Annotated in this window: 16 protein-coding genes; 6 read left to right on the top strand and 10 right to left on the bottom strand. The window is 38.4% G+C overall.

Annotation, left to right across the window (positions count from 1 at the left end):
- Positions 1-8: 8 nt before the first annotated feature.
- From D9V35_RS05935 to D9V35_RS05945, 3 genes are read left to right on the top strand one after another with little or no spacing between them, the layout of a single operon-like run.
- Positions 9-1,274: a M16 family metallopeptidase gene (locus tag D9V35_RS05935; protein WP_122123760.1), complete on the top strand. Its 1,266-nt coding sequence runs from the start codon at positions 9-11 to the stop codon at positions 1,272-1,274.
- Positions 1,271-2,608, top strand: a complete 1,338-nt coding sequence (locus D9V35_RS05940; RefSeq protein ID WP_122123761.1) for a TldD/PmbA family protein — start codon at positions 1,271-1,273, stop codon at positions 2,606-2,608. The genes D9V35_RS05935 and D9V35_RS05940 overlap by 4 nt, the downstream gene beginning before the upstream one ends.
- 30 nt (positions 2,609-2,638) lie before the next feature.
- Positions 2,639-3,709: a Tim44 domain-containing protein gene (locus D9V35_RS05945; RefSeq protein ID WP_240993348.1), complete on the top strand. Its 1,071-nt coding sequence runs from the start codon at positions 2,639-2,641 to the stop codon at positions 3,707-3,709.
- Positions 3,710-3,859: 150 nt separating this feature from the next.
- Here D9V35_RS05945 and D9V35_RS05950 read toward each other — a convergent pair whose 3' ends face one another.
- Genes D9V35_RS05950 through D9V35_RS05960 form a run of 3 tightly spaced genes read right to left on the bottom strand, consistent with a single transcriptional unit; the run spans position 3,860 to position 6,866 of the window.
- Positions 3,860-4,825, bottom strand: a complete 966-nt coding sequence (locus D9V35_RS05950) for a heme o synthase (protein WP_122123762.1) — start codon at positions 4,823-4,825, stop codon at positions 3,860-3,862.
- A complete protein-coding gene (locus D9V35_RS05955) occupies positions 4,822-6,153 on the bottom strand; it encodes a cbb3-type cytochrome c oxidase subunit I (RefSeq protein WP_122123763.1) in 1,332 nt (443 codons plus the stop codon). The genes D9V35_RS05950 and D9V35_RS05955 overlap by 4 nt, the downstream gene beginning before the upstream one ends.
- Before the next feature lie 38 nt (positions 6,154-6,191).
- Complete coding sequence (locus D9V35_RS05960) at positions 6,192-6,866, bottom strand: class I SAM-dependent methyltransferase (protein WP_370552722.1); 675 nt, start codon at positions 6,864-6,866, stop codon at positions 6,192-6,194.
- A 197-nt stretch (positions 6,867-7,063) separates the two neighbouring features.
- On the opposite strand from D9V35_RS05960, the gene D9V35_RS05965 reads away from it, so the two are divergent.
- Positions 7,064-7,252: a hypothetical protein gene (locus tag D9V35_RS05965; RefSeq protein WP_122123764.1), complete on the top strand. Its 189-nt coding sequence runs from the start codon at positions 7,064-7,066 to the stop codon at positions 7,250-7,252.
- Positions 7,253-7,269: 17 nt separating this feature from the next.
- Here the strand turns inward: D9V35_RS05965 and gshB are convergent, their stop codons facing one another.
- The 4 genes from gshB to uvrB are packed head-to-tail and all read right to left on the bottom strand — an operon-like array spanning position 7,270 to position 11,850.
- Positions 7,270-8,229 (bottom strand): glutathione synthase, encoded by a 960-nt coding sequence (gshB, locus tag D9V35_RS05970; protein WP_122123765.1) that lies wholly within the window; start codon positions 8,227-8,229, stop codon positions 7,270-7,272.
- Between the two features lie 15 nt (positions 8,230-8,244).
- The gene (gene greB / locus D9V35_RS05975; protein WP_122123766.1) at positions 8,245-8,730 is read right to left on the bottom strand and encodes a transcription elongation factor GreB; all 486 of its coding nucleotides are present in this window, start codon (positions 8,728-8,730) and stop codon (positions 8,245-8,247) included.
- 29 nt (positions 8,731-8,759) lie between these two features.
- Positions 8,760-9,647 (bottom strand): aldose 1-epimerase, encoded by an 888-nt coding sequence (locus D9V35_RS05980; protein ID WP_122123767.1) that lies wholly within the window; start codon positions 9,645-9,647, stop codon positions 8,760-8,762.
- Positions 9,648-9,660: 13 nt separating this feature from the next.
- Positions 9,661-11,850 carry an excinuclease ABC subunit UvrB gene (gene uvrB, locus D9V35_RS05985; protein ID WP_122123768.1) on the bottom strand — a complete coding sequence of 730 codons (2,190 nt, stop codon included), beginning with the start codon at positions 11,848-11,850 and terminating at the stop codon, positions 9,661-9,663.
- A gap of 209 nt (positions 11,851-12,059) precedes the next feature.
- Here uvrB and D9V35_RS05990 point away from each other — a divergent pair, with 209 nt between their 5' ends.
- Together D9V35_RS05990 and D9V35_RS05995 are read left to right on the top strand one after the other, a co-directional pair.
- On the top strand, positions 12,060-13,883 hold the full coding sequence (locus D9V35_RS05990; protein WP_122123769.1) for a M3 family oligoendopeptidase: 1,824 nt from the start codon (positions 12,060-12,062) through the stop codon (positions 13,881-13,883).
- The gene (locus D9V35_RS05995; RefSeq protein WP_122123770.1) at positions 13,884-15,248 is read left to right on the top strand and encodes an ABC1 kinase family protein; all 1,365 of its coding nucleotides are present in this window, start codon (positions 13,884-13,886) and stop codon (positions 15,246-15,248) included.
- Positions 15,249-15,317: 69 nt separating this feature from the next.
- On the opposite strand, the gene xylB is transcribed toward D9V35_RS05995, so the two are convergent.
- The 3 genes from xylB to D9V35_RS06010 all read right to left on the bottom strand — a co-directional run bounded on the left by xylB (position 15,318) and on the right by D9V35_RS06010 (position 20,233).
- Positions 15,318-16,772 (bottom strand): xylulokinase, encoded by a 1,455-nt coding sequence (gene xylB / locus D9V35_RS06000; protein WP_122123771.1) that lies wholly within the window; start codon positions 16,770-16,772, stop codon positions 15,318-15,320.
- Positions 16,773-16,814: 42 nt separating this feature from the next.
- Positions 16,815-18,782 carry a tetratricopeptide repeat protein gene (locus tag D9V35_RS06005; protein ID WP_122123772.1) on the bottom strand — a complete coding sequence of 656 codons (1,968 nt, stop codon included), beginning with the start codon at positions 18,780-18,782 and terminating at the stop codon, positions 16,815-16,817.
- A gap of 152 nt (positions 18,783-18,934) precedes the next feature.
- Entirely contained in the window at positions 18,935-20,233 is a 1,299-nt protein-coding gene (locus D9V35_RS06010) for an SEL1-like repeat protein (protein ID WP_122123773.1), read from the bottom strand.
- Between the last annotated feature and the right edge of the window lie 55 nt (positions 20,234-20,288).

The following is a 20,288-nucleotide window of genomic DNA, read 5'->3' on the forward strand; positions in this document are numbered from 1 at the left end:
GGATAATTATGAATCAAGCCATAAATATCACACGTCTTCCTTCCGGCATGTTGGTCGTGACTGAACAGATGAAACATGTAGAAACCGTTTCCATGGGAGCTTATGTTTCAGTCGGGACAAGATATGAAAAGGCTGAAGAAAATGGAATATCCCATTTTCTGGAACATATGGCTTTCAAGGGTACACACTCGCGCTCTGCATCCGTTATTGCGGAAACGGTTGAAAATGTTGGTGGACACATCAATGCCTTTACCGCCCGCGAACTTACAGCCTATTATCTTAAACTTTTAAAGGATGATGTGGAACTGGGGACAGATATTCTGGGCGATATCTTGACCCATAGTATTTTTGATGCGGAAGAATTTGAAAAAGAGAGAAGTGTTATTCTTCAGGAAATCGGTCAAGTTAATGATACACCTGATGAAATCATTTTCGATTATTTCCAGGAAACCGCTTATCCCGATCAACCAATGGGACGTCCCACTCTTGGGACAAGCAGTATTATCAGATCTTTGCAAAAAGAACATCTGCAACACTATATGAATTCACATTATAATGCGGAAAATATAATTTTCTCTGCAGCTGGTAATATTGAACACAATAAAATTGTTGCGTATGTAAACAAATATTTCAAAGACTTACCCAAAAAAAAATCAGTCTCTCCTGTTGCAGCCCTATATAAAGGTGGGGAATTCAGAAAATTAAAACACTTGGATCAGGCACATATTATTCTGGGCTTTCCATCATTTACATTCAAACATCCATGTTATTATGCCTCCATTCTTTTATCTATTATTCTCGGTGGCGGAATGTCCTCTCGTCTTTTTCAGGAAATACGAGAAAAAAGAGGGCTTGTTTACACAATCTACGCTTATAACCTCACCCATCAGGATGATGGAATATTCAGTATTTATACAGGTACTGGTAAAGAACAGGTTAAGGAATTAATGCCTGTTCTTGTACAAGAATTGAAAAATATTCAAAAATACATCAAGCCCGAGGAATTACAACGCACCAAGGCTCAATTAAAGTCTTCCCTGTTAATGTCAATGGAAAGCACTAACAGCCGTTGTGAACAACTTGCACGTCATTTACAGATTTATGGCCGGATCATTTCCCCCCAGGAAATTTCCAAACGCATTGATGCTGTCACCCTTGATGACATATGCCAAGCTGCAAAACACATTTTTACCCGTGTTCCCACGCTAACAGCACTGGGTCCTATTGAAAACGTTCCATTTCTATCAAGTATTACCGAAAGTCTTGCACAATGACAGATCATAAAGATTTTATCAAAAACCTGATTTTAAAGGCTAAAAAGGCAGGGGCGACCGATGCGGATGCAATCTATCTTGAATCTACATCCGTTGGTGTGCAGGTCAGAAATGGTCAGGTGGAAGAGCTTGAACGTTCCGAATCAAAAACAGTTGGATTAAGAGTTTTAGTTAACAAACGCGTTTCAACAGTCTCAACAACTGATTTGCAACAACAGAATATGGAAAAGCTGGTAGAGCATGCTATTTCAATGGCAAAAATATTGCCAGAGGATCCCTATGCCGAATTGCCCGCACCCTCAGGAAAAAATTATATTGAACCGCAAAAGCTAGATCTGTATGACCCTACAGAACAATCAACCAAACAGATGATTGAGCAAGCCAAAGCCGTGGAAACTGCCGCAATAACCATAAAAGGAATAACAAATAGTATGGGAGGAAGCTGCAGTTATGGCAAGACAGCTATGACCTTGGCAAACAGTAAGGGTTTTTTGGGATCTTATCAACGTACCTCTCATTCGCTGGCTGTTTGTGTTCTGGCAGGAACCGGTACAGAAATGCAAAGAGATTATGACTTTCATTCCTCTGTTCATCTTCAGGATTTACAGTCCCCCAAAATCATCGGTGAAAATGCCGCCCGTAAAACGTTGGCCAAATTAAATCCTTCCAAACCCAAAACAGGTATATTATCTGTCGTTTTTCATCCTCGGGTTGCCAACAGCATTGTTTCTCATCTGGCAAGTGCATTAAATGGTCATGCAATTGCAAAAGGAACTTCTTTTTTGAAAGAGAAAATGGGACAGTTTGTTTTTCCCGAAAATATAACCATTATTGATAATCCATACAAAATAAGAGGGTTGGCATCTCGTCCTTTTGATGCTGAAGGATTGTTTCCTGAAGAATTGAAACTGGTTGATTCTGGTAAAATAGCCAATTGGTTGTTAGACAATCGTACAGCAAAACAACTCGGTCTGCAAAGCAACGGTCACGCAACCAGAGGTCCATCATCTCCACCTACACCAACGACAACCAATCTGTATATTCAGCCTGGCGAACAAACCCCCGAAGAATTGATGAAAGATATTGCAGAAGGTATTTACATAACAGAACTATTAGGTTCATCGGTCAATATTGTCACGGGTGACTATAGTCGTGGCGCCAGTGGGTTTATGATCAGAAATGGAAAAATTGCTGAACCAATTATGGAATTCACACTTGCTGGCAATCTAATGGACATGTTTTCAAAACTTCACGTCGCAAACGATCTTGATTTCAGATATACTACCAATAGTCCAACTCTACGGATTGATGAAATCAGTATTGCTGGACAATAATTTCATAACCTTAAGAGATGGATCAATAAAATGAAACGTGCGACCTTACACAGCCGTACACTGTTATTTTTATTAAGTGCTGCTTTGATTAGCCCCCCGCTCCTCATTTCTTCCTCTCATCAAGCTGAAGCAAGAGCAGGACGAGGGTTTTCCATGGGTAGCAGGGGAAGCAGAACCTTCAGCTCACCTTCCTATACTAGAATAACACCTAATGGAGGACAATCTTTTCAACGTACCATGACGAGACCTCCAGCAACTAATAATTCAGGTTTTAATGCGCGCCCTGTAGCACCGTCAGCTCCAACTACGCGACAGATATCCCCCAATAACGCAACAGCTCCGCAAAGAGGAAATTTTCTTAAAGGAGTTGCCGGAGGAGTTGCCGGAGCAGCTGCCTATGATATGTTGATGGGTCATCATCAAACCAACGCCCAAACTCCCGCTGCTAATGCCAATCAAAATACTGATCAGAACATGAATCCGTCAGATCCCAATACAATGCAATCACATCCGACACCAATGTCTCAACAGACACCCAAAAAGCATAATTCATCAGGATCTCTTGTATGGATTATAGTTCTTGGGCTTCTGGTATGGTTTGGTATCCGTTATTTTCGCAAAAATTCTGCCATTAATAAAGGACAAGGAAACAATAATTCAGTAAATCCGATTAAGGAATATATCAAGGAATCAAATATACAACTTAATCAAAACGATTATACTGTTTTCCAACAACGACTCATCGAAATACAGGAAGCCTGGAATCATCAGGATTTGGGAAGTATGCAAAAAATTGCCACTCCCGAGATGGTGTCTTATTTCAATGAGCAACTTACTGATTTGGCTAGTAAAGGTCTGCATAACAGCACTTCAAATGTACAATTTGAACAAGGGGATCTTTCCGAAGTTTGGACTGAAGGTACACGTGAATATGCTACAGTGGCTATGCGTTATTCGCTAATCGATATAACGACCGACAATAACGGAAACGTTGTAGAAGGTAATCCAAATCAGCCTGTAACTGTAACAGAACTTTGGACTTTCGTACGATCGGTTGATCATAATTGGTGGTTGTTGTCTGCCATCCAACAACAGAAATAGTTTAAACTTTGATTAAGGTGATAATATATAAAATCCCACTTAATCCCAAAAATGCATAAAATAAAATTTTATTCCTTTGAATGTTACGGCGTTTTTTTTCCTGCCTTTCTTCAAGGGATATTTTTTTTTCAAAATATATCATGATTGATATTAGACACCCCATAAATCATAAATATAATGATCTATAATCAAGGCTAAAAATAAAAAGAAGAGATAAATCAAAGAAAAACGAAAAGACCATCTTGCCGCTTTATCACTTCTTAAACTTTTTCCTGAATGATCCTGTTTTTCAAGTAAAACACAAATGGCCATAAACATAAATCCAACATTCAATATCAACGCTGTCACCATATAGACGCTATGCGTGAAATGAAAATACACAGGCAATAAACTGACAATGGCCAACAAAATAGTATATATGAAAATCTGCCACCGTGTATGTCTGGCCCCTTTCACAACTGGAAGCATGGGAATACCAGCCCGTCCATAATCCTTGCAAGCATATAGGGATAAAGACCAAAAATGGGGAGGTGTCCAGAAAAAAACAATCAAAAACAGTATTATTGGGAATAATTGGATCTGTCCAGTTACACTTATCCAACCTATCAAGGGAGGAAAAGCACCCGCTGCCCCACCAATAACAATATTTTGCGGGGTTGATCTTTTTAACCAAACTGTATAAATCACACTATAATAAAATATTGAAAACGCCAGTATAAAACTTGCAAAAAAATTTGTAGCCAGAAACATAAGGATGACAGAGATAATGGATACAGTTACCCCATAAATCAAAGCATCTGAAGATTGAACCCTCCCCGAGGGCAAAGGACGGGTTATAGTCCTGTTCATAACACGATCAATATCCTGATCGTACCACATGTTAATGGCACCAGCACCTCCTGACGCAAGACAAATACAAATAATACTTATCAAAGAAATAAAAGGGTTTGCATATCCAGGTGCCAAAATAATGCCGACAATTCCTGTAAAAACAACCAAAGAAATAACCCTCGGTTTTAACAGAAGGAACCAATCCCTGACATTGCTTCCAACAATTAGTGGGTTGAAGCGTATACGCTGGTTGACAGCATTATTCTCAATCTGAATTTTACTCATCTGTTTTGCTTGTTTGCAGTAAACATGGGAGAAGGCAATTTCCATTCATTCGTGATTGCACCTTTACCCCAATAATTGGCTACAGGTTTAACCACGTTATAAAATATGGCATTGATAATCACACCCTGAAAAACAAATATGGATAGTCCCATAAATATGTCACCCCAAAAAACTGTGTTTCTACCTAATGGGATTATTTTCAATGTCAGAACAATTCCAATCATTGTAATTACAAAATGTGAAATTCCCAATGATTCTGAATATTGTTTTCCAAAAATTTTACCCATCCAAAAATAAAACCCTGCAAAAATTGATAATATAATTGCATAAGTTAGAGTTGAATGAATCTGATTTATTCCTTGAATTAATCCTTTATATGGCCAGGCAAAAAGTAAAAGGAACAAGCAGCCCAACGACCATAGCATAGGCGTTGATATGTTTTTTAAGCCTGTTTTAAACAATTTCAATGCAAAAATACTTAAAACACATATCAATCCATATAAACCAACAGCAAATATAGTTTCGATGTTCGCAAATGAATCTGTCTGAAAGTAGATTTCTGTAAATATGGATTTATTCCAAAATAAAAATAATAGAAGAGAGAATGCTGTTGTAATACCAATTAATAAAATTTTATCCGATTTGATTTTCTTTTCTGATATTGTCTGAAAAATATGAAATAAGATACCAAAAGATGGCAAGATTAAAACTACAACCATGGGAAAAACGAAATTTTTAACAGTTTGTGAAATCGCCCAATCCAACTGCATATTATAATTGAAATAATCTCGTGTTAATATCCCCAATAATATTGATCCCACTCCCAATAAAAAACTCGCACTTATAACATGCATCCAGGCAAATAGGGGAATTGAGTAATATTTAATATCCTGCCCACGATTATTAATAAAAGTAACAAGGACATTAATTGAAAATAAAACCGAACCAATTGACCAAAATACCAGGCTTATCAAGCTCATCAATCCAGTTTCTGAATTAAAAAAGGAAAAAAAATTAAAGAAAAATCCTGTCCATAATAAAATGATTGAAAGGATATTGATTAATGGAAACGCAAAATTTCTGCTTCCAATTAAAACAGGAAAGAACCATGAACCGAAGGCTACCATTAATGCTGGCTGTAAGACAAAAAAAACCATCATTCTGGCATGAGTCTGGAAAATGTTAATAGCAGCAGTTTGGTCATGAATTTGAAATAATAAAGGTAGAAATTCATTCAGTTGGTAATATAAAGCGGTGATCCCTCCACTTAATCCTGCCAAGATAGCCAAAATAATGGCACTCATTCCTACTTTATAATTGATTCTCATTAATAATTTTCCACAAATATACTTTTTTTAGAGTATATCTATCTTTCAAAACTAACCAAAGTAAATAATCCTAAAGGCGGAACCGAATTTACTTCAGCCCTTTTTAACACTTCTGGTGGTAACAAGGACTGAATGGCAAAATCGGGATGCCAACCCAATGCCTTGGAGGCAGGAGCCATAATTCGTTCAACATATGACCGGAGTCCTTTTTGAGCTATAAAATGATTCACAAAAAGAATATGCCCACCAGGCTTCACTACACGTTGTAATTCCTTAAACAATCGGTCTGGATGAGGCACAACCGAGGCAACAAACATGCCGACCGCAATGTCAAAAGAATCCGTTTCAAAAGTCGTTGCTTCAGCATCCATTTCCAACAATGCATCAACATTATCGATTTTTTCTTTTTTCACACGCTGTTTGGCCTTTTCCAGCATATCGGTTGAAAGGTCAATACCCGTCACTCTTTTATCATTATGATAAGAAGGTAAAGCCAGGCCAGTTCCGACACCCACCTCTAATATTTTTTTCCCCGGTAAAGAATTAACCTTTTCAACGGCACATCGTCGGCCAAATGAAGAAACTGTACCAAAAACAGTATCATAAACCTTGGCCCAGCGACGATAGGCAAGCTTAACTGCATCTGCATTTAAGGCAGTATGAGGTAAAGGAGACACGCTATTGCTCCAAATTTGGTGAAATAACAAAATAATACAAAAATAACACCTTATAATCCAATTTCATAAAAATAGAAATTTTTTTTATTTACCTTAAAATTAAAGTATTATTTTTTATAATTTTTCTTTGGATAATCAAAATTCATCGAACTCTCTTTATTGTTTCCCGAATTATGTCTATACTCCATTTTGTTAACAAATAAATAAAATATAATTAGGACTTAAGCGTTAAAATGTTAATGACAATTGTGGTATGGATCCTCGCGATTGGATCAATCATACTATGGAGCTATAATTTTACTTACCTAAAACATCGTGAAATATACGAGTGGTTTGATAACAAATTTGGCAAGGATGACCCGATACCGCCAATGCCTTCAAAATCGAATTCTGATCAATCCAGTGATAACAAAGAAAAATAATCTTTAATTCTTTTTCATTATAGATAGGATTCAATAACATTCCAGATACAAGCGGCAGAATTCATTTGATTAAAACGGTCCAGCTCTTGTAACCCTGTTGGTGAGGTGACATTAATTTCAGTAAGGTAATCCCCCAATACATCTATCCCAACAAAAATCAACCCCTGCTCTTTCAGGGTTTTACCTATTTTAGAGCAAATATAAAGATCCCGTTCAGTTAATTGAGTTTTCTCCGCCACTCCCCCAATATGCATATTGGATCGCATATCTCCTTTTTGCGGAACTCGATTGATTGCACCGATAGGTTCCCCATCAACTAAAATGATCCTTTTGTCTCCCCTCTTAACGGAAGGCTCGTAACGTTGCACCATCAGGGGTTCATTGGATATTGAAAACTGCATTTCTAACAATGCATTAAAATTCTCATCCTCATCCTGAATGCGAAAAACGCCTACACCCCCATTCCCGAACAACGGTTTAACAACAATATCTTTGTATTCCTCCCTAAACATCCGAATTGTTTCGACATCGCGGGAAACAAGCGTGGGAGGCATTAATTCAGGCCAAAATGTAGCCATTAATTTTTCAGGTGAATTTCGAACGGATTTTGGATTATTTACAACAAATACCTTGTCCTTGCCCACACCATGAATACGTTCCAGAATATGTGTGGCAGTAATATATCCCATATCAAAAGGTGGATCCTGGCGCATCAACAGCACGTCAAAATCTGCCAGATTCACGGTTTCCACTTCTCCAAATTTTACATGATCACCTGTAACCTTTTGAATATTAACTTTTCGACCTCGTGCTGTTACATACTTACTTTTTTCATTGTTGAACAAACTTAAGCTATTTACAGAATAAACAAAAAGTGAATAACCACGAGCCTGTGCCTCGAGCATCAATGCAAATGTTGAATCTCCATGAATATTTATCTTTTCCAAAGGATCCATTTGTACCGCGATTTTTAACATTTTTAAATATCCATTCTATTCTGACTCTGCATCATAAGTGATTTCTAATATTTCAAGGTATTTTTCACCAACAGGGGTTTGCAACCTTATTTCATCCCCTACTCTAGCACGCATTAATGCCCTAGCTACAGGGGATACTAGACTTATTTGCCCTTTTTCCGTGATTGCTTCGTCTGTTCCAACAATAGTAACCCTATGCTCACAATCATCCTCGGTTAAATAACGCACTGTAGCACCAAAAAAAACCCGATTTTTTCCCTGTTGATCATTGGGGTTTACAATTTGTGCGTTCTCTAACCGTTTGGATAAAAATCGAACCCGACGATCAATCTCACGCAATCTTTTTTTTCCATAAAGATAATCTCCATTTTCAGATCGATCTCCATTACCGGCTGCCCATGAAACAATCTCCACTATTTTTGGACGCTCTTCATGCAATAGTTGCAATAATTCCTTTTTTAAACGTGTATAACCCCAAGGGGTGATATAAGGTAAAGACATATAAACAAACCTAAATTCTAAAATAATTTCTATATTCCCATAAAGGAATAGAATATCCTGCCTTTTAAAATTTGCCCCGGTTTTAAGATAAACAAGCCGCGATCCGAAATTTCTGGCATATTGATTGCATTATTCATGTTAGTTGCCGGTTCCATAGTAAAAAAAGATTGGTCTGGTGGGGTATATACAACAAAATGCCGAAAAATAACGCTGGCAGAAACCGTTAAGAAACTATTACTATATTTCCAGCGGATAAACGCTTCGCGATTCCAGTTCACATAACAATTATCCAGAAAATCGTCTTGTTTCAAAATACGCATTTGATCAAAGTTCCATTGATCTTCGTTCAACATGCGACCCTCTGGCAATCCATCCGGACCATTGTTCCATACAGACGGTGCCGAAAAACCGATTTCGACAAGATTTCTTCTTGGCAAATAGGGATGAAAGCCCATCCCGATGGGTTGTTTGCAAATATCAGTATTTTTACATGACATTTGTATAAACAATCCACTTTCATAAACACAATATCTCAACCTGGCAAAATATGCATAGGGCCATTCCTTTTGAGATCCCTTATCCGGATTATAATTCAAAGTTAAAACAACACTATTTTCCGTAAAGGATTCAAGATCCCAAGACCTTTGCCATGCATTACCATGAATGGAATCCTTTCCGTTCGACGCATTGGGGGTTAATTGATAAACACTGTTATTGAATTTAAATTTACCGTTTGCAATACGATTAGAATAAGGCAACATTGGATAGGCTGCAATAATCTGGTCAGAATGTCTCGTCAAGGGCGAACGCTCGACTGGATAAAAAATCAATAAATCTTTTCTCAACCAATATGCTATGGCTCCACCCAAAGAAGGATATATGCCAATTCTATTATTTCCCGCCTTAATTTCCAGCATCCCGCATCCCTATTTAATGTTTCTTTGATCTTTGACGCCTCGATGGACTATAGCCTCCCCCACCAGGTCCAAGAGGTCTTGGTTTAAAATTGCTTTTTAGGATTCTCCCATCTTCTCTGGTACGGATTGTCGGTTCAATATCAGAAATTAATCCCATATCTAAATCTTCCAATCTCTTTATTTCATCTCGTATACGAGCAGCCTCTTCAAACTCAAGATTGGTGGCAGCGTTACGCATTTCTTTTTCCAATTCTGCTATGGTTCCTTTCAGGTCCTTCCCTACCAGAGAATGAATATCAGAAAATTCTGTTGGGGAAACCGTTACATAATCCTGTTCATAAACAGAAGCAATGATCTCTCCAATTTTCTTTTTTACTGTTGCTGGCGTAATATTATGATCTTCATTCCATTGTGTCTGTTTTTCACGACGTCTTGCAGTTTCTTCGATCGCATATTTTAAACTGTCCGTCATTTTATCCGCATATAATAAAACACGCCCATCAACATTTCTTGCTGCCCGTCCAATCGTCTGTATCAAAGAGGTTCTTGACCTTAAAAATCCTTCTTTGTCAGCATCAAGAATGGCCACCAATTGACATTCTGGTATATCCAGACCCTCCCTTAGAAGATTGATCCCTACCAGAACATCTATCACACCCAAACGCAAATCCCTTATAATCTCTATACGCTCCAAAGTATCGATATCTGAATGAAGATAACGTACCTTTATACCAGCTTCACTCATATAATCAGTTAATTTTTCAGCCCATTTTTTGGTTAGAGTTGTAACAAGAACACGTCCACCCTTCTTGATGACCTTATTTGCCTCGGATAATAAATCATCCACTTGCAATTCAATTGGTCTTATATCAGTAACAGGATCAGTCAAACCGGTTGGACGTATGACCTGTTCAATAAACACGCCTCCTGTTTTCTCTAACTCCCAGGGACCTGGTGTCGCACTGACAAAAATGCTCTGGGGACGATAACAATCCCATTCCGCAAAATTAAGTGGCCTATTGTCCATACAAGAAGGGAGTCGAAAACCAAAATCCGAAAGCGTTTTTTTACGTGCATAATCCCCCCGTTCCATTCCTCCTATCTGAGGTACGCTTACATGACTTTCATCCACGATAAGCAAGGCATCTTCTGGCAGATATTCAAAAAGAGTAGGCGGAGGTTCACCGGGATTGCGTCCTGAAAGATAACGGGAATAATTCTCAATACCCTTACACAATCCTGTTGTTTCGATCATTTCAAGATCAAAAGTTGTACGCTGTTGAATACGTTCGGCCTCCAACAATTTGCCTTCAGCTACAAATTGATCAATTCTTTCCTTCAACTCAACCTTGATATTTTTAATTGCCTGATTCAAGGTTGGTCTTGGCGTAACAAAATGACTATTGGCATAAATAGTTATCGACTTTAAATTTGCTGTATTAACCCCGGTCAAAGGATCAAATTCGTTAATTGATTCAACCTCATCCCCAAAGAGCTGAATTCTCCAGGCACGATCAGCGTTTTGAACGGGAAAAATATCTATTGTTTCGCCTCTTACACGAAACGTTCCCCGCTGAAAGGCCATATCATTTCTACGATATTGCTGTTCTACCAAAGCTTTTAGCAAATCCTCACGATTCATCACTCCGCCTTCCTCAACCCGCACAACCATATGAGAATAGGTTTCTGGAGATCCAATACCGTAAATACAGGAAACAGAGCCAACTATAATAACATCATTACGTTCTAGTAAAGCCTGTGTGGCCGCATGTCGCATACGGTCAATCTGTTCATTGATCTGACTATCTTTTTCTATATAAGTGTCAGATCGAGGCACATAGGCTTCCGGTTGATAATAATCATAATAACTGACAAAATATTCAACCGCATTATTTGGAAAAAATTCTTTCATTTCTCCATAAAGCTGCGCTGCAAGCGTTTTATTGGGTGCTAAAATCAAGGTTGGTTTTTGCACAGCCTCAATAACCTTGGCCATGGTAAAAGTTTTGCCTGAACCTGTTACACCCAATAAGACCTGATCACGATCTCCAGCCTCAATTCCATCAGTAAGTTGTTTGATGGCGTTTGGCTGATCTCCTGAGGGCTGAAATTGCGATACAATTTCCAACCTGTTCATTTTCGGTTTTGCCGGAATCTTTTCTGGATGAAAAATGACAGTTCCGCTTCTTTTTGGTTTTTTCATGGAAATTATCTGATTTTGTTATGATTTCTATATTTGATTTAAGATTAAGACTTTGTATTTGCTACATTATATAGCATAATAAATGGTCTACTAAAATGAACAATCCCAGTTCATAGATCAAAAAAACAAATGTCTGTTTTCATCGCCTGAAATATTCGATAAAATCCATTTATATAAAAGATCATTCATTTAAATCAAACAGAGATACAATGTCTAATTCATCTTGTCACACCAATCAACCGAATCATGATACACTAAAATCCGAAAAGAAAAAATCGGATCAACTTCCTTCTTGGGACCTGACAGATTTGTACCCATCACCCGATTGTCAAGAATTAAAGAATGATCTGCAAAAAGCTCAAACCCTCATCACACAATTTTCTGAAAAATGGAAGGGAAATTTATCCCAGACATCAAGTCAGGAATTAAACCAGGCTCTTAAAAGTTATGAAATAATCAACGAAATATTAGGAAGAATTGGATCTTATGCTCAACTGATTTTCGCAACTGATTCGACCAATCTCCAAAATACCAAATTTTATCAGGATATCCATGAAAAAATAACTGGATTAAACACGCAGTTTCTTTTCTTTACTCTGGAATTGAACCAGCTTAGCGAGGAAAATGTCAAAAATAAAATGCAGGACAACGAATTACTGCAGTGGAAACCGTTTCTTGATAAAATCCGTATATTGCGCCCTTATCAGTTAAGTAATGAAATCGAAAAGCTTTTCCATGAAAAAGCAGTTACGGGAGCCAATGCATGGTCAAGATTATATGACGAAACATTGGCGACCCTGGAAATCCCCCTAAAAGATAAAACCGTCCCTTTAGGTGAGGCTTTGAATAAATTATCATCTTCACAGGCAAAAGAAAGAAAAGATGCAGCCCAGGGATTGAGTTCGGTATTTTCGAAAAATCTGAGACTTTTCTCGATTATTACAAATACGTTGGCAAAGGATAAGCAAATCTCTGACCAATGGCGTGGTTTTTCCCGTCCAGACTCACAACGAAATTGTGATAACCAGATTGAAGACAGTGTCGTTGATGCGCTGGTTACCGCTGTTACCAATAATTATCAAAATCTGTCACACCGCTACTATCTTTTAAAAGCAAAATGGCTGGGTGTGGACAAATTACATCATTGGGATCGTAATGCTCCCTTACCGGAAGATCATGATCAACCTATACACTGGAGAGACGCGAAGACAATCGTTTATCAAGCGTATCATGAATTTGATCCTCGGCTGGGCAAAATGATTGATCAGTTTTTACATAGTCCATGGATTGATGCCACACTACGTACCGGGAAATCCTCTGGTGCCTTTGCCCATCCCACTGTTCCATCGGTTCATCCCTATATTCTTCTTAATTACCATGGTCGCAGCCGAGATGTCATGACATTGGCCCATGAGCTGGGGCACGGGATTCACCAGATTCTTGCTGCAAAACAGGGATATATTCTATCTGATACACCGCTGACCCTTGCTGAAACAGCCAGTGTATTCGGAGAAATGCTGACTTTCCAGAGCCTTTTAAAAAACCAAACAGATCCCAGACATCGTCATATTCTCTTAAGCCGTAAAGTTGAGGATATGTTAAACACAGTAGTAAGACAAATTGCATTTTATCAATTTGAACGCAAGGTTCACGAAGCCAGACATGAGAACGAGCTTTTACCTGAACAAATTGGTCAGTTCTGGCTTGAAACGCAACAAAAAAGCCTTGGTCCAGCTTTTGAATTTACACCAGACTATAATACATATTGGACATATATACCGCATTTCATCCATACACCTTTTTATGTTTATGCCTATGCGTTTGGTGATTGTTTGGTTAATGCACTCTATAATGTCTATCAGGAAGGGTTTCCCGACTTCCAGGACCTTTATATTGAAATGCTGAAGGCGGGTGGAACAAAAAGTCATAAAGAACTTTTGGCGCCTTTTGGATTGGATGCCTCTGATCCAGCCTTTTGGCAAAAAGGATTAAATGTAATCAATGATTTCATAGATGAACTGGAACAAATTTAGATGGTGCATAATAACGATAATCTTGATAAAACCAGTTTATTCAGTGGAATGAAACGTATGGTCAATTCTACCCGGGCGGTGGGGGGAATTGCCGCACGGTTGGCTGGTGAAAAAATGGGAATACCGATTAACAAAGCTTCCCATGCAGAAGAGTTGAAAAACATTCTTGGGAATCTCAAAGGCCCCATGATGAAGGTGGCGCAATTAATCAGTACCATTCCCAATATCCTGCCTGATGAATATGCCGATGAATTGGCGCAATTACAATCAAATGCCCCTCCGATGGGATGGTCTTTCGTCCGTCGTCGCATGAGGGGAGAATTAGGTCCGAACTGGGAAACCGCTTTTGACGAATTTTCACATGAAGCTGTCGCCGCAGCCAGTCTTGGTCAAGTCCACAAGGCAAAATTGCACGATGGAAGGGAAGTTGCCTGTAAATTACAATATCCCGACATGATTAGCACTGTTGAATCAGACCTCAAGCAACTTCGTCTATTAATTGCTTTATACCATCGATTGGACAATGCAATTAAACAGGATGAGGTTTACAAAGAACTTGTTACACGTTTACAGGAAGAACTGGATTATAAAAGAGAAGCGGCCAATTTAAGACTTTTCTCCTATATGCTCAAAAATAATGACACAACAGTTATACCAAATGTAATTGAAAATCTTTCCACTGAACGTCTTATAACCATGGATTGGATAGAGGGAAAGAATCTAAGATCCCTGATCACACCTGAATTAGATCAGGCTCATAGGAACAATATTGCCCGCGCACTCTTTAAAGCCTGGTATATTCCTTTTTATCAATATGGTGTCATTCATGGTGACCCGCATATGGGAAATTTTCTTATCAATCATCAAAATCAACTGTGTCTTCTTGATTTCGGTTCGATACGAATTTTTCAGGGTAAATTTGTCAAGGGTGTTATTGATCTTTGCCATGCCGTAGAAACTAACAATGAAGAATTAGCCTATCAGGCCTATACCTCATGGGGATTTAAAAACATTTCCAAAGAGACAATGACTGTTCTAAATGAATGGGCAAGTTTTCTCTATGCCCCCCTTACCCAGGATAAAGACCGTTATATACAAGATGATACAGATCCGGATTTGGGACGTAAATTGGCCAATAAAGTACATAAAGGGCTTCAACAGGCTGGGGGAGTGACACCACCACGAGAATTTGTTCTGGTTGATCGTTCTGCGATAGGACTTGGAAGTTTATTTACAAGATTAAATGCAAAATTAAACTGGCATCAATTATTTCAGGAAATCATTGCAGATTTTGATGTTGACAAACTGGATCAGGAACAGGAAAAGGCAATAGAATTGGCCCATGTTCCTCCCCCTTTGGAATAGAATAACGGCTACAGTGATTTAGTATGGAAAATTTGCTAGATCACTGTAGATATCAGGCAGTTAAAAGATTTAATACAAACCTTTAACTGCATGATATAATTTTTTGAATTTTTGATATTTTTCTTGATATTGCGCACTGACAGATTGATTGGGAACATAGGTTGCCTGTATGGAAGGTTCTGGCAATAAATCTCCAAATGCTACATTTGGATGACAATTCAACATTGCCAATCTTGCGGCACCCAATGCTGGTCCCACATCTCCACCTTCACGATATTGCAACGTTTCTCCTGTAATATCAGCCAGCAATTGACGCCAAAAAGAGCTTCTTGCCCCTCCGCCAATCAAACTGATATGGTCTGGCCTTAAACCCGTGGCATGTAAAACTTCCATACCCTCCGCCAATCCAAAACTTACCCCCTCTATTACTGCCTTGGCTATATCCTTCCGATCATGTTGATGGGTTAAGCCAAACAACATTCCATTTGCCTGGGGATTATTATGAGGCGTTCGCTCACCCGAAAGATAGGGAAGAAAAATAACGGATGATGGAATTGAAGAGGCCTGTCCTGCCATTTCCAACAATTTAGGCACTGTCTGAATTCCCATAATCCGAGCAGCCCAATCCAAACAGGAAGCAGCACTCAGCATAACAGACATTAGATGCCAGGTGTTCGGCAATGCATGACAGAAACTGTGAACAGCCTGTTTACAATTATTCAAAAACCCATCACTTGCTACAAAATATACCCCGGATGTTCCCAAAGAAAGCATAGCCTGACTTTTTCGCCAGATACCAACCCCAATTGCTCCAACGGCATTATCACCACCACCGGCAATAACCGAAGCTTTTGAAGTCATTCCCCATCGTTGCGCTAATTCAGGTTTAACCGTTCCGGTTGCCTGATTGCCTTCAAACAATTGAGGCATATTTTTTCGCGTCAACCCACATGCCTTTAATAAATCATCATTCCATTGACGATTTTTGACATCAAGCCACATAGTTCCAGATGCATCAGACATATCAGATGCATAAATTCCCGTTATCAACCAGCGAAGATAATCCTTGGGTAATAGGACTTTATCAATTTGTTGATATACTTCCGGCTCATGTTTGCGAACCCAAGCTATCTTGGGTGCGGTAAAACCAGGCATCAGTATATTGCCTGTTATCTCTCTTGAATTTTGTACATTCTCCTCAATTTCATTACACTCCCGATAGCTACGCCCATCATTCCATAAAATAGCAGATCGCAATATTTTACCATTTTTATCCAGCAAAACTGCCCCATGCATTTGACCCGTCAACCCTATCGCTTTTACATCTTTCAAGGAATATTGACTCGATAGTGACAAAAAAACCTTGTCTGTCGCCTCCCACCAATCAATTGGATTTTGTTCTGACCAAAGGGGATGGGGACGATAAACTTTCAGTTTTTCAGTATGGCTGGCGACAATCTGATGGTTATCATTCAATAAAATACCTTTAATACCTGATGTTCCAAGGTCAATCCCGATATACATAACCATCCTTTATAATGAAATATAATACAAAAATAATATCACTTATTTGACTGTTCCAAGCGTGACGCAGGAATTTGAAAATCCCTTATTGCAACTTTCATTCAAAAGTTTTTTAGCCTTCCCCTTATTCTTTGGAAAATCCTTACCAGACAGAAAAGCCATTCCAAGATTATACATTGCCTGGGCATTCCCTTCCTTAACAGAATTTTGCAAATAATATTCTGCCTTGCCAATATCCTTCTTAACATCCTGTCCAGTCAGATATATCTGTCCCAAAAGACGGGCCGCTTCGGAATTTCCATTACTAGCCAAGATATCAAATAGTTTAATTGCCTCAGATACGTCTTTTTTTGTACCAACCCCCTTATAATACATCTTGGCAAGAATGAATTGGGAATCTAGATCTCCTGCCGCAGTGCCTTGCATATAATATTGGAAAGCCTGACTGTCATCTTTTTGAACCCCCAATCCATTTTCATAAAGTTGACCCAGATTATAATAAGCCTTTACTTTTCCCTGTTCAGCCGCCTCCTTAAACCAATAAATGGCCTTGGAGTAGTTCTTGTCAATCTGATCATTATTTTTATATAATTCTGCCAACACAAACTGGGTTTGTGCATCTCCCTGATTTGCACCCTTTTGATAGTATTGAATAGCCTTATTGATATCCCTTTTCACCCCTTGACCTGTTTCATACATCAAACCTAGAGTATAGATCGCATGAATATTATTTTGCGCTTCAGCCTTTTCAAACCAGAATTTGGCCTGATCATAATTTTTTTCTATGAAAAATCCCTGTTCATATAATTTACCCAGATAGAATTGCGCCTGAGCGTTCCCCTGTATTGCAGATTTTTTATACCAATCAACAGCTGCTGACGGGTCTTTCGGAATTCCGCTGCCTTTTTCATACATAGTGGCCAATTGAAATTGTGCCTTACTATCTCCTGCCTGTGCCGCTTTTTTAAAAAGGTCAAAGGCTTTCTGAAAATCCTTGTTAACCCCTCTTCCTTCCAGATATAATTCCCCCAGGGCATAAATGGCGTCATTATTTCCGGAATTGACCGCCATGTTGAACCAGTTCAGTGCCTTGGAATAATCCTGGGAAACAATTTTTCCCTCTTCATACAAAATCGCCAATTTATATTGTGCTTCCGAATATCCTTTTTCAGCAGCCTGCTGCAATAAAGATAATGCCAATTGCGAATTTGGATTAACCCCTTTACCCACCATATACATCATTGCGAGATTGTATTGAGCTGTCACATTCTTTTTCGAGGCTTTTTCATACCAATAAAGAGCCTTGGAATATTCTTTATCAACCCCAGTCCCGTTTTCATACATATTGCCAAGTTTATATTGGGCGTCAGCATAACCTTTATAGGCGGCCTGCTCAAAACATCGTTGAGCCAATTTCGGACTTTTTGTAATATATTTCCCTTCCAGATAAAGATTTCCAAGAAAATACAAGGCATGAATATTTCCCTGATCAGCAGATTTTTTGATCAGTTCTATACCTTTAGTTACATTTCTATCATTTCCCTCAAGATAAATGATACCCAATTGATACTGCGCATTTGTCTCCCCCTTGTCTGCAGCGGTTTGATACCAGCGAATTGCACGTGAAAGATCTTTTTTTACCCCCTTGCCATTCTTGTACATATTGCCAAGTACATATTGGGCCTTTACATATCCGTGACGGGCTGCCTTGCGATATAACTGAATAGCTTTTTGATAATTCTGCTCGGTGTTTTCGCCATATTCATACATCACACCCAGCATATATTGAGCCTCGACATTTCCCGCCTCAGCTGATTGCTCAAAATATTCACGTGCTTTTTTATAGTTCTGAGACGTACCCTCACCCTGCATATAAAGATTTGCACGATTAAATTGTGCCTCAATAAATCCCTGACGAATCGTTTTATAGAAACAAATGCACAAAAACACAAAAATTATGCAAATTACTGCTGCACTTTTACCGATAAAGGCAATCTTAGATCTGGACATAAACCCAACAATAACAAAAAAGAAAATGAATTAAGGCTGAATTATAAAGAATTTAATCGATAAAATAAACTTAACAAATCAATTTATTAAAGGCTCGGATTCCGCTTTATCTCATCTTGAAACCTGATAATGAAATATACCAGTTACAGATATCATGTTTCGCTTAATCGAATTAGCTCCATCCCTTTTTGATGATCGTGAGGTATTCCTCTTCCCTCTAGATACATTTTTCCAAGGATTAACTGTGATTTTTTATGATTATGATCGGCAGCTTTTTGAAACCATGCCGCAGCCTTATGATTATCCTGGATAACACCATCTCCCTTATAATACATGACCCCCAAATTAAATTGAGCCAAAACATAACCTTGTTCCGCAGCTTTTTTAAAATAATCATAGGCCTTTTGAAGATTTATTCTTGATGTCTTTCCAGTTAAATAAAGATATCCCAAATTATATTGAGCATTCATATCATTTTGATCGGCTGCCTGTTCATACCAATACACGGCTTTGTCAATATTCTGGAGGACACCCTTACCCTCCTCATACATTTGTCCAAGCATGAATTGCGCCTTGACGTAACCCTGCATCGCGGCCTTGTTATAAAAGCTGAAAGCCCTCTTATAATCTAATTCGACCGTATTTCCAGTAAAGTACAGATTGGCTACAAAATATTGTGCCTCAACGTCATCCTGATAGGCGGCTTTCTCAAAATATCCTCTGGCTTTATTAGTATTTTTTTCTCCACCTTCACCATTCCAATACATCAAAGCTAGATTATATTCCGCTTTACGATCTCCCTGATTAGCAGACAGTTCAAAATATTCACGTGCTTTTTCAAGATCCCTCGAAACACCTTGACCATTCATATAGATGAACGCCAGATTAGTTTTTGCCTCCATATTACCCTTTTGGGCGGCCTGTTCGAAATAAACTCTTGCTTTACTATAATCCTTATCAACACCCTTACCATCAAGATAGATTAAACCTAGATTGAATAAAGCCTCACCCTCACCCTGACGAGCGGCCATTAAAAAATATTCATTGGCCTTTTGATAATTTTGCTCGACAATTTGGGCATCCATATAAATCTGCCCCAGTATCATCATTGCCTTTGTATTACCTTTTTGGGCCGCGTTTTCAAACAATTCAAAAGCTTTTTCAATGTCAGCTTTAACACCCAAACCCTCGTAATAAATTATAGCCTTATACAAAATACCTTGCGCATATCCCGATGCAGCAGCTTTTTCAAAATATTCCAAGGCTTGTTTGTAATTTTGTGAAACACCATCCCCGTTAAAATACATTAAACCTATATCAACAGGATTGTTTCGTATTGCAGGTGAAGTTTCAGTTTGTATCCGATGATTTTTTTTATTATTGGATTTATTGATTATATAAAATAATGCAATGAAACCTGTACATAAAAGAATAATTATAAAAAAAATCATATGAACCCTATCGATTCAAATTGAATGTTTAGATCCAAAATAATTCTGAAAACGA

The sequence above is a fragment of the Commensalibacter melissae genome (genome assembly GCF_003691365.1).
GTDB classification, from domain to species: Bacteria; Pseudomonadota; Alphaproteobacteria; order Acetobacterales; family Acetobacteraceae; genus Commensalibacter; species Commensalibacter melissae.

What these genes read in the sequence shown, in the direction of transcription:
- D9V35_RS05935 (WP_122123760.1), top strand. Translation starts at nt 9, where the DNA reads ATGAATCAAGCCATAAATATCACACGTCTTCCTTCCGGCATGTTGGTC.
- D9V35_RS05940 (WP_122123761.1), top strand. Translation starts at nt 1,271, where the DNA reads ATGACAGATCATAAAGATTTTATCAAAAACCTGATTTTAAAGGCTAAA.
- D9V35_RS05945 (WP_240993348.1), top strand. Translation starts at nt 2,639, where the DNA reads ATGAAACGTGCGACCTTACACAGCCGTACACTGTTATTTTTATTAAGT.
- D9V35_RS05950 (WP_122123762.1), bottom strand. Translation starts at nt 4,825, where the DNA reads ATGAGTAAAATTCAGATTGAGAATAATGCTGTCAACCAGCGTATACGC.
- D9V35_RS05955 (WP_122123763.1), bottom strand. Translation starts at nt 6,153, where the DNA reads ATGAGAATCAATTATAAAGTAGGAATGAGTGCCATTATTTTGGCTATC.
- D9V35_RS05965 (WP_122123764.1), top strand. Translation starts at nt 7,064, where the DNA reads ATGTTAATGACAATTGTGGTATGGATCCTCGCGATTGGATCAATCATA.
- gshB (WP_122123765.1), bottom strand. Translation starts at nt 8,229, where the DNA reads ATGTTAAAAATCGCGGTACAAATGGATCCTTTGGAAAAGATAAATATT.
- greB (WP_122123766.1), bottom strand. Translation starts at nt 8,730, where the DNA reads ATGTCTTTACCTTATATCACCCCTTGGGGTTATACACGTTTAAAAAAG.
- D9V35_RS05980 (WP_122123767.1), bottom strand. Translation starts at nt 9,647, where the DNA reads ATGCTGGAAATTAAGGCGGGAAATAATAGAATTGGCATATATCCTTCT.
- uvrB (WP_122123768.1), bottom strand. Translation starts at nt 11,850, where the DNA reads ATGAAAAAACCAAAAAGAAGCGGAACTGTCATTTTTCATCCAGAAAAG.
- D9V35_RS05990 (WP_122123769.1), top strand. Translation starts at nt 12,060, where the DNA reads ATGTCTAATTCATCTTGTCACACCAATCAACCGAATCATGATACACTA.
- D9V35_RS05995 (WP_122123770.1), top strand. Translation starts at nt 13,884, where the DNA reads ATGGTGCATAATAACGATAATCTTGATAAAACCAGTTTATTCAGTGGA.
- xylB (WP_122123771.1), bottom strand. Translation starts at nt 16,772, where the DNA reads ATGTATATCGGGATTGACCTTGGAACATCAGGTATTAAAGGTATTTTA.
- D9V35_RS06005 (WP_122123772.1), bottom strand. Translation starts at nt 18,782, where the DNA reads ATGTCCAGATCTAAGATTGCCTTTATCGGTAAAAGTGCAGCAGTAATT.
- D9V35_RS06010 (WP_122123773.1), bottom strand. Translation starts at nt 20,233, where the DNA reads ATGATTTTTTTTATAATTATTCTTTTATGTACAGGTTTCATTGCATTA.